Below are 6281 nucleotides of genomic sequence, written 5' to 3' on the forward strand. Positions count from 1 at the left end.
GCGCTCCCCCGGAGCGCCCGCGCCCTTCGTATGCGCCCACATCTGCGGGTGCTCCCCCGGAGCACCGCCTGACCGGATCGGGCTGTCGTGCACCAGGAACTGGGACGAGCTCCTCACCACCGTCCGGCCCGGCGGCTTCCAGCAGAGCGACCTCGACCACGCCGCCGTCACCATCCCGACCATCAAGGACCCGAAGGGCGTCGTCGAGCAGAGCCCGCTGACCCAGGGCCGCTCGTACGAGGGCCAGCTCGGCAGCCGACCGGTCACCTTCAACGCGCAGTAGCCGGCGCCCTCCACCGCGCCGCCGCGGCGGGACGGGGACCCGGCGCGGTGGCGGCAGGGGGTAAACGACTGGTTCCGGGACGCACCGTTCCGCGATCATGGAGCGAACACCCCTACCGACGAGGAGGCCCACCCCATGGCCGCGCCCGCCGACCCCACGGTCCTCCACCCGCTGCCCGAGCACCCGAGGGTGGTGCTGCTCAAACCGCTGGTGAAGTCCCCGCTGATCGAGGTCGGGGAGTACTCGTACTACGACGACCCGGACGACCCGACCGCCTTCGAGACGCGCAACGTGCTGTACCACTACGGGCCGGAGAAGCTGGTGATCGGCAAGTTCTGCGCGCTGGGCACGGGCGTGCGCTTCCTCATGAACGGCGCGAACCACCGGATGGACGGCCCGTCCACCTTCCCCTTCCCCACCATGGGCGGCTCCTGGGCGGACCACTTCGACCTGCTCACCGGGCTGCCGAACCGGGGCGACACCGTGGTCGGCAACGACGTCTGGTTCGGCCACGGCGCCACGGTGATGCCCGGCGTGCGGATCGGCCACGGCGCGATCGTCGCCGCCGGCGCCGTGGTCACCGGCGACGTCCCCGACTACGGCGTCGTCGGCGGCAACCCGGCCCGGCTCATCCGCACCCGCTACGGCGCCGAGGACGTCGCCCGCCTGCTGGCGGTGGCCTGGTGGGACTGGCCCCCGGCGCACATCACCGGGCACGTGCGGACGATCATGGCGGGCGGCATCGCCGATCTGGAGGCCGCCGCGCCGCCCGGCGGTTCGTGGTCCGGAACCGGACGCTAGTCCACGGCCCGGCGGGCGACCAGGTTCCCGATCGCCGCGTAGACGATCGCCGGGATGCCGTAGTCGAGCAGGATCTGGACGGTCTGGCTGGAGACGGTGAAGAGCCCGCGCGACCAGGCGGCGAGCCAGTCGGCCGCGGAGTGGAACCAGCCGACGACGGTGTTTCCCTGATTGGCGCTGAGCAGATCCAGGATGATCCAGACGACGAGAATGCCTGCGACGATGTGGGCCGCTGCTCTGATGGCCGAATTCATTCCTCTCATGGCCACCGCTTAGCCCGTGGCGGCTGCGGCAAACCGGTCGAGGCCTAGTCAATTCCCTTGACCCTCAACGCCGTTGTCCTGACGAAGGTGCGTCCGGGGCCCGGGGTGGACCGTCCGGGCCAGCCGCCGCCCCAGCACCAGGTAGCCGAGCAGCGCGCCGAGGGTGTTGAGGATGACGTCGTCGATGTCGAAGGCCCGCCCGGTGATGAGCGCGCCCTGGACCAGTTCGACCAGCACCATGACCGCCGCCGTCCTGATCAGCACCCGGAACAGGCCGCGGGCCCTCGGCCACAGCACCGGGAGCAGCAGCCCGAACGGCACCCCGAGCAGCACGTTCCCGCCCACCTGCCGCAGCGCGTCCAGCGTGACGGCGTGCAGCAGGTAGTGCCGCAGCGAGTCGCCGGGGCGCAGGTTGCTGTGCACCCGGCCCACGGCCCCGGGCGCGGGCACCAGCGTGATGCGGGCCAGGAGGACGGCGAAGCCGACCATCGCGAGGAAGGCGGCGAGGAGGATGAGCCACCGGCCGACCGCCGAGGCCCAGGACCGCCGCTCGGGCGCCCGCTCCTGCGCACCGTCCGACTCGCCGATCGGCGGTTCCCCGTGGTCGGGCGGCGCCGGACGGTCGCGGCGTCGCAGCCGTGCCGCCAGGGCCCACCGGGCACCGCCCCGGGGCCCGTCCCCGGCTTCCGTGTCGATCAGCTCTTTCCTCACGACTCCCCCGCCCGCTCAGGTGGTACGCGACCGCCCGCCTACCCGCGCCGCGCCACCTCATGCCGCGCGTCCTCCTGCCGCACGCGGGGCCGCCGGATCGGTGGCCGCCCCGGCGACCGCACCACGGGTGCGATGCTTGAGTTCGCCCGGTGGTGTGCACGGTCCGCGGAAAGCGGGGCAGGTTCCTGGGGAACGGTCGGAGCGGTCGGTTCGAGCGAAAGGTGGCCGGGGTGGACGGCGGAAGCGTGTTCTGGTGGGTGGCCGGCGGGATCGTCGCGGTCACCGTGGTGGTGGCGGTCGTCCTGGTGGTCAAACTGGTCCGGGCCCGGAGACTGCTGGGCTCGGCCGGCATCCCGATGTCGAAGAAGGTGCTCTTCTGGGCGTCCATCGCCTATCTGATCAGCCCGGTGGACCTGCTGCCCGACCCGATCCTGCTGGATGACATCGGCTTCCTGCTCGTGGCCCTGCGCTCGTTGAACAAGGCCGGGCTCCGGGCGGGTGTCGGCCCCGCGGTCCGGAGCGCGGCCGGTTACGCGGCCGCGCGGCCGAGGCAGCGGCCGGAGGGGCCGGCGTAGCACCCGGGCGGAACCGGTCGGGCGGGCACTCAGCCCGCGCGGGGCCTCAGCAGGTCCTGGACGAGGGCGTCCACCAGGGCGGCGGAGACGCGCGACCCCGTCAGGGCGCAGTAGACGACCGGGCCGACGAGGCCGTCGACGACGGCGTCAGGGCCGAGTCCGGGCGAGAACGCGCCCGCGTCGATCCCGCGGACGACCAGGTCGCGCTCCTGACCGCGGCGAGGGCCGAGGTAGCGCTCCTGGAGGCGCTCGGCCGTCCCGGGATCATGCTGCGCCTGGGCGAGCAGCGCGAGCAGGACCCGGCCGGCCGGGTCGACGGCGAGGAACTCCGCGAACCGGGCCAGGTAGGCGCGGACGGTCTCCGCCGTGGGCGACTCCTCGGTCGGGACGGGGAGCTGCTTCTCGGTGTCCTCGATGAGCGTGTCGAGCAGGATCTCGACCTTGGAGGGCCACCAGCGGTAGATCGTCTGCTTGGCGACCCCGGCGCGGCGCGCGATCGCCTCGATGGTGAGCGCGCCGAACCCGTGCTCGACCAGCAGGTCGTCCGCGGCGTGGAGCACGGCCTGACGTGCGGTCTCGTCGCGCCGGTTGCCGGAGTGGGGTCTGCGGGGCGCGGAGCTCGTGGCGGGCATGCGGGACACAGTACCGGGACCGGCCCGAATCCTGTTGTCTAGACGCAACGCCTCGTCTAGGTTGAGTCTCCCAACCATCAGGGAGCGCATGTGTCCGCCACACCCACCGCGTCCGCCCGCCGAGCCCTCGTCGTCGGAGCCTCCCGGGGCCTGGGGCTCGTCCTCGCCGACGAACTCGCCCGACGCGACTGGCAGGTGATCGCCACCACCCGCCGGGACAGCGCCGGACTGCGGGCGATCGCCGACGCCCGGCACGGCCGGCTGCGGATCGAGTCGCTGGAGATGACCAGCCCGCGAGAGCTGTCCGCCCTGCGCGAGCGGCTGGACGGCCGCCGGCTCGACCTGCTCTTCGTCAACGCCGCGATCAACCTGAGCAACCTGCCGATCGACGAGGTCCCGACCCACGAGTTCACCGAGGTGATGATCACCAACGCGCTGAGCCCCCTGCGCGCCCTCGCCGCCCTCCACGACCTCGTCGTACCCGGGGGCACGGTCGCCGTCATGTCCTCCGACCAGGGCAGCATCACCCGGAACACCGAGGAGGGCTACGAGCTCTACAAGGCCAGCAAGGCCGCCCTGAACCAGCTGATGCGCAGCTACGCCATCCGCCAGGCCGGCGACGGCCGGACCAAGCTGCTCATCGACCCCGGCCACAACCGGACGGAACTCGGCGGCTTCGACGCGCCGCTCGACCCCCGGGAGAGCATCCCCGCCGTCGTCGACGTCCTCGAAGCCCAGGCCGGCACCCCCGGCCTCCAGTTCCTGGACCTCCACGGCGAAGCCGTCCCCTGGTAGCCCCCGGCGGCCACCCCGTCCCGCCCGGCGAGGGCCGCCGCGCGGGCCGGGAGGGTGGCGGGTCAGTGGAGGACGTCGAGGATCTGCTTCTGGAGGCCGTTGGAGTAGACCTCGTGCTCGACGAGCCGCAGCTTCTGGGCGTCCTTGTCCGTGGTGCTGAACAGGCGCTTGCCGGCGCCGAGCAGCAGCGGGTAGACGAGCAGGTGGTAGCGGTCGATCAGGCCGGCGTCGGAGAGGCCGTGGCTCAGGGTGGCGCTGCCGTGGACGATGATCGGGCCGCCCTCGGTCTCCTTGAGCGCGGCGACCTCGTCCAGCGAGCGCAGGATGCTGGTCTCGCCCCAGTTCGTGACCAGCTCGTCCTCGGTGAGCGTGGTCGAGACGACGTACTTCGGCATCGTCCGGTAGCGGGCGAACTCCGCCATGTCCGGCCAGACGGGGCTGAAGGCCGCGTAGCTGGTGCGGCCCAGCAGGACGGCGGTGGACTCCTCCTGCTCGCGCCCCTTGATCTCGAAGGCCTCGGGGAGGAACTCGACGTCCTTGAAGGTCCATCCGGAGTTGCGGTAGCCGGGCTCGCCGCCCGGGGCCTCGACGACTCCGTCGAGGGAGACGAACGCGGTGCTGATGAGAGTGCGCATGGTGGTCCTCGGTGTCGTTCTCGGGTGTGGTCGGGATATCCGGGCGGCGGTCAGCCGAGCACTCGTACGAGCCACCGCTGCCAGGCGTCCTCGGCTCCGTCGGTGTCCGCTCCGAATAGGTGGTGGAACATCAACGCCGTTCCGGCGCCGTGGTGGAAGGTGTAGAGGCCGTCCGCCGTGCGCAGCCCGAAGCGTTCGTCGTCGGCCCAGACCACCTCGCCGTCCAGCGGCGGCAGGCCGGCCGGCTCGGCCCGCGCCCGGGCGCCGACGGTCACCGGGACGGGCAGCGACAGCGCGCCGGCGAGGGCCGCCCGGACGTCCTGCGCCGTCCGCCGGCCGGTCGGCGCCGCGGCGAACACCGGGACGGCCGTGCGGGCGGCGAAGTGGGTCAGGTACTGCACCAGCGTGCCCAGGTGGAAGGGCCAGCCGCGGCGCAGCGCGTCGTACTCGTCCTGCCAGTCGTCGCCGAGGAGGCCGCTGTGGACGACGCGCAGGACGGTGCCGGCGCCGTCGCGGCCTTCGATGAGGTACTCGAAGGCCATGAAGCGGCCGTCCTCGCCGGGTGACGTGCGGGTGGCCAGCCGCTTGCCAGGTTCGTAGGCGGTGACCAGGGCCTCCTCGCGGTGGCCGCCGGTCTCCATGGCCGCCGTGCCGCCCTCGCGCGGTTCCACCTCGTTGCGGCCCATGAACCAGGAGTCGATCCCCGGGCCGGTGGCGATCGCCTCCCAGACCTGTTCGGGGCTCGCCGGCAGCGTGGTCTCCAGCTCGATCTCGAACGGGTGCGTCATCGTGGGTTCTCCTCTGCCGCTTCGGAGTTCGTCGCCGGGTGCGCCCCGGTGGCGCGCGGCGGCCCGGCCGGGTCGGGGATCTGGTGCAGCCCGACGACCACCCGGTGGGTCCTGCCGTCCGGCACGCTCTCGTCGTGGTAGCGGCCGACGAGGGCGGCCACGGTCCGGGACAGCTCCTCGGCGAAGGCCGCCCGGTCGGCCGCCGAGGCGAACCGCACCTCCGCGTCGATGCCGAAGGAGGCGACCCGCCGGCCGGCCCGGGAGGCGCCGGTCAGCAGTTGCCCGACCTCCTGGACCAGCCGTGACCCCAGGGCCAGCAGCCAACGGGCCGAGAGCTGGTCGGGCGAGCGGGCCGGGTCCGGGCGCACGGCGGCCAGGGCGAGCGGGGAGATCACGTAGGAGGCGGCGGTGGCGCGGTACACCCGTTCGGTGACGTTGCCCTTACGCCGTTCCTCGGCGAGTTCGACGAGCCCGTGACGCTCCAGCTCCTTCAGGTGGTAGTTGACCTTCTGCCGGGGCAGCCCGAGGCGGCCGGCCAGCATGGTGGCCGAGCCGGGCTCGGCCAGGGCGGCGAGGATCCGGGACCGGATCGGGTCCAGGGACGCCTCGGCCGCGGCGGGTTCTTCGATCACAGCGACGTCCAGCACCCCTCCAGAATGCTTCCGACAGGATTCTTTGTCAAGACAAGAGAATTTGTCGGTGAGCGGGCCGCGAGCAAGGTCCCGGGGCCCTCGTGACCGCCGGGGGCCGGACACGCGACCGCCGTCCCGCCCCCGCCGGGGCGCGGGCGGGCCGGCG

The 6281-nt window shown here is 72.9% G+C and carries 10 protein-coding genes; 4 read left to right on the top strand and 6 right to left on the bottom strand.

All coding sequences use genetic code 11. The features are described 5' to 3' along the window. The coding region (locus tag ACFWA9_RS37525; RefSeq protein WP_380393754.1) for a hypothetical protein at positions 1 to 283 on the top strand (283 nt) is incomplete at its 5' end. A gap of 135 nt (positions 284 to 418) precedes the next feature. After that, entirely contained in the window at positions 419 to 1084 is a 666-nt protein-coding gene (locus ACFWA9_RS37530) for a CatB-related O-acetyltransferase (RefSeq protein ID WP_380393757.1), read from the top strand. On the opposite strand, the gene ACFWA9_RS37535 is transcribed toward ACFWA9_RS37530, so the two are convergent. Together ACFWA9_RS37535 and ACFWA9_RS37540 are read right to left on the bottom strand one after the other, a co-directional pair. Next, positions 1081 to 1338 (bottom strand): hypothetical protein, encoded by a 258-nt coding sequence (locus ACFWA9_RS37535; RefSeq protein ID WP_352295506.1) that lies wholly within the window; start codon positions 1336 to 1338, stop codon positions 1081 to 1083. The genes ACFWA9_RS37530 and ACFWA9_RS37535 overlap by 4 nt on opposite strands. A gap of 57 nt (positions 1339 to 1395) precedes the next feature. Next, complete coding sequence (locus ACFWA9_RS37540) at positions 1396 to 2058, bottom strand: VanZ family protein (protein WP_380393759.1); 663 nt, start codon at positions 2056 to 2058, stop codon at positions 1396 to 1398. Positions 2059 to 2288: 230 nt separating this feature from the next. Between ACFWA9_RS37540 and ACFWA9_RS37545 the strand changes: the two genes are divergently transcribed. Further along, on the top strand, positions 2289 to 2633 hold the full coding sequence (locus ACFWA9_RS37545) for a YkvA family protein (RefSeq protein ID WP_352295504.1): 345 nt from the start codon (positions 2289 to 2291) through the stop codon (positions 2631 to 2633). Between the two features lie 29 nt (positions 2634 to 2662). On the opposite strand, the gene ACFWA9_RS37550 is transcribed toward ACFWA9_RS37545, so the two are convergent. Next, on the bottom strand, positions 2663 to 3265 hold the full coding sequence (locus tag ACFWA9_RS37550; protein WP_380393763.1) for a TetR/AcrR family transcriptional regulator: 603 nt from the start codon (positions 3263 to 3265) through the stop codon (positions 2663 to 2665). A gap of 90 nt (positions 3266 to 3355) precedes the next feature. Between ACFWA9_RS37550 and ACFWA9_RS37555 the strand changes: the two genes are divergently transcribed. Next, complete coding sequence (locus tag ACFWA9_RS37555; protein WP_380393766.1) at positions 3356 to 4060, top strand: SDR family NAD(P)-dependent oxidoreductase; 705 nt, start codon at positions 3356 to 3358, stop codon at positions 4058 to 4060. Positions 4061 to 4122: 62 nt separating this feature from the next. Here the strand turns inward: ACFWA9_RS37555 and ACFWA9_RS37560 are convergent, their stop codons facing one another. From ACFWA9_RS37560 to ACFWA9_RS37570, 3 genes are read right to left on the bottom strand one after another with little or no spacing between them, the layout of a single operon-like run. Continuing rightward, complete coding sequence (locus ACFWA9_RS37560) at positions 4123 to 4695, bottom strand: dihydrofolate reductase family protein (protein ID WP_380393769.1); 573 nt, start codon at positions 4693 to 4695, stop codon at positions 4123 to 4125. Between the two features lie 50 nt (positions 4696 to 4745). Beyond that, positions 4746 to 5483, bottom strand: a complete 738-nt coding sequence (locus ACFWA9_RS37565; RefSeq protein WP_380393772.1) for an SRPBCC domain-containing protein — start codon at positions 5481 to 5483, stop codon at positions 4746 to 4748. Beyond that, entirely contained in the window at positions 5480 to 6130 is a 651-nt protein-coding gene (locus ACFWA9_RS37570; RefSeq protein WP_380393774.1) for an ArsR/SmtB family transcription factor, read from the bottom strand. Before ACFWA9_RS37570 ends, ACFWA9_RS37565 begins: the two co-directional genes overlap by 4 nt. Positions 6131 to 6281 lie beyond the last annotated feature (151 nt).

Origin of the sequence: Kitasatospora sp. NPDC059973, from assembly GCF_042737525.1 — a bacterium.
Taxonomy (GTDB): domain Bacteria; phylum Actinomycetota; class Actinomycetes; order Streptomycetales; family Streptomycetaceae; genus Kitasatospora.

Excerpts from the sequence above, each read along its gene's own strand:
- ACFWA9_RS37550 (WP_380393763.1), bottom strand. The coding sequence starts at position 3,265 with ATGCCCGCCACGAGCTCCGCGCCCCGCAGACCCCACTCCGGCAACCGG.
- ACFWA9_RS37560 (WP_380393769.1), bottom strand. The coding sequence starts at position 4,695 with ATGCGCACTCTCATCAGCACCGCGTTCGTCTCCCTCGACGGAGTCGTC.
- ACFWA9_RS37565 (WP_380393772.1), bottom strand. The coding sequence starts at position 5,483 with ATGACGCACCCGTTCGAGATCGAGCTGGAGACCACGCTGCCGGCGAGC.
- ACFWA9_RS37535 (WP_352295506.1), bottom strand. The coding sequence starts at position 1,338 with ATGAATTCGGCCATCAGAGCAGCGGCCCACATCGTCGCAGGCATTCTC.
- ACFWA9_RS37530 (WP_380393757.1), top strand. The coding sequence starts at position 419 with ATGGCCGCGCCCGCCGACCCCACGGTCCTCCACCCGCTGCCCGAGCAC.